The sequence below is a fragment of the Candidatus Megaera venefica genome (genome assembly GCF_034554655.1).
GTDB lineage: Bacteria > Pseudomonadota > Alphaproteobacteria > Rickettsiales > Rickettsiaceae > Megaera_A > Megaera_A venefica.
Window position 1 is genome coordinate 1 of sequence record NZ_JARJFB010000242.1, and the last position, 1,576, is coordinate 1,576.

The following is a 1,576-nucleotide window of genomic DNA, read 5'->3' on the forward strand; positions in this document are numbered from 1 at the left end:
GTTTTTATATAGGTTATGTTCTCTTTTCATGGTAGCGTTAGTAGCAGGTTACTCTCTATGCCTTATAAGCTATACTGTTCGCGCTGCTACTATCTAGTAAAAAAATGGGAGTAGTTTTGTTGCAAAGTTATTTATTAGTTCTCTAAAGTATCTTTGACTGTGTGATATACAAAGAATTTAGCATATTTTAGTTTGCTACTAATTCTTTTTGACGGAATAGCAGCAAACTAAAACAGACTTTATTTTTTAACTATTTTTTGGATGTCAAAAAATGTTGCCTTCTTTATTGTTATCTGACGCTTGAACATTATCTGGAAGTTGATTTTTTATTTCCTTATGCCCTTCGAAAGAATCATCTTTATTGTTTAACAATAATAAAAACTTTTTATTATGCGACAATCTTTTTGTACCTAGCTTTAATAACACTTGCACCATTTCATCCTTAAGAGATTTAGTAACTGGAGAATTAAGTTGGACTAAAACATCGCTAGCAGTCCACTCTCTTTGAACACCTTGCCCCTTAGTCTGTGCGGCTTCATCCGAATAAGAATTTAAGCCGAACTGATCCAAAAACTTTTCTTCAAGATGTGATGTTTTAAAATGTGTTTGATTTTGTATTTCAAGTTCCGCCTCTTCTTCTTGAGTTAACCACCATTGTTCACCACTTTTATATAGTTCATCAACCTCTGCCCAAAGTTGCTGCATGTTAATTTCATGTGTATAATCAAGTTTTATCACAGGTACTACCCAAAAACGATGGTTACCCGTACTATCTATCAAAAACTCTACTGGATTTACAGAGCCACAAAATATTGTTCTGCGTGAAAACCTGCTTTCTTTTGGTGCATAAGCAAGTCTCAATATATCTTCATTATTTGTTATAAACGCCTTTAATCTCGCTATGTCTTTCTTAAAAGTGGAATCTAATTCGCCTAGTTCTACAATCCAATGCGAAACTGCTTTTTTTACGCTATCTCTTTCAGCAGGGTCTAAGGTACAACCTCCTATAAAATATTGCGTGATTTCAGGAGGTAGTAATTTCTCAAACCATGGTGTTTTGCCAAGCGATTGATCGCCTTGAAAAACTAATACCCCCTTTGAATAAAAGCCACGATGTTGCGCTGCCGCTACTCCGCTAATTAACCATTTTTTTAATAACAACTCCTTCATTTCTAATGGGAAAGAAGGTTGAGTTTCAATGGTGTTGTACAAGTCATTTAACCTACTTGTCCGATCCCAAGGTGCTGAGTTTATGAACTCAACTATAGGATTATATTGATTTAGATCTGCATTTTTTAATATATAGCTCTCTATGCAACGTGTTTCTATACCATTAAGCTTGTGGATGCTCAATATATCGGCTAAACTAGCATTATCTTTGTTATCTTGGCTATAGTTTAGTGCTGGAACACTAATATCACAATTTTTAGAAATAAGATTATATCTGATTTTTATACCATAATTTTCAAGTAATATTGAAAAATTAGGGTATGTAGCGCGTGGAAGTTTCTTGAACTGTTTATCTTCAACAAAGATAGCTCGTGGCAAAGGCTTATCTAGTGGGTAATAGGGGAGT

Annotated in this window: 1 protein-coding gene; it reads right to left on the reverse strand. The window is 34.3% G+C overall.

Features of this window, described 5'->3' with window-relative positions; genetic code table 11:
- Positions 1 to 264: 264 nt before the first annotated feature.
- A partial coding sequence (locus tag Megvenef_RS09405; protein WP_322777658.1) for a VapE domain-containing protein occupies positions 265 to 1,576 on the reverse strand: 1,312 nt, incomplete at its 5' end.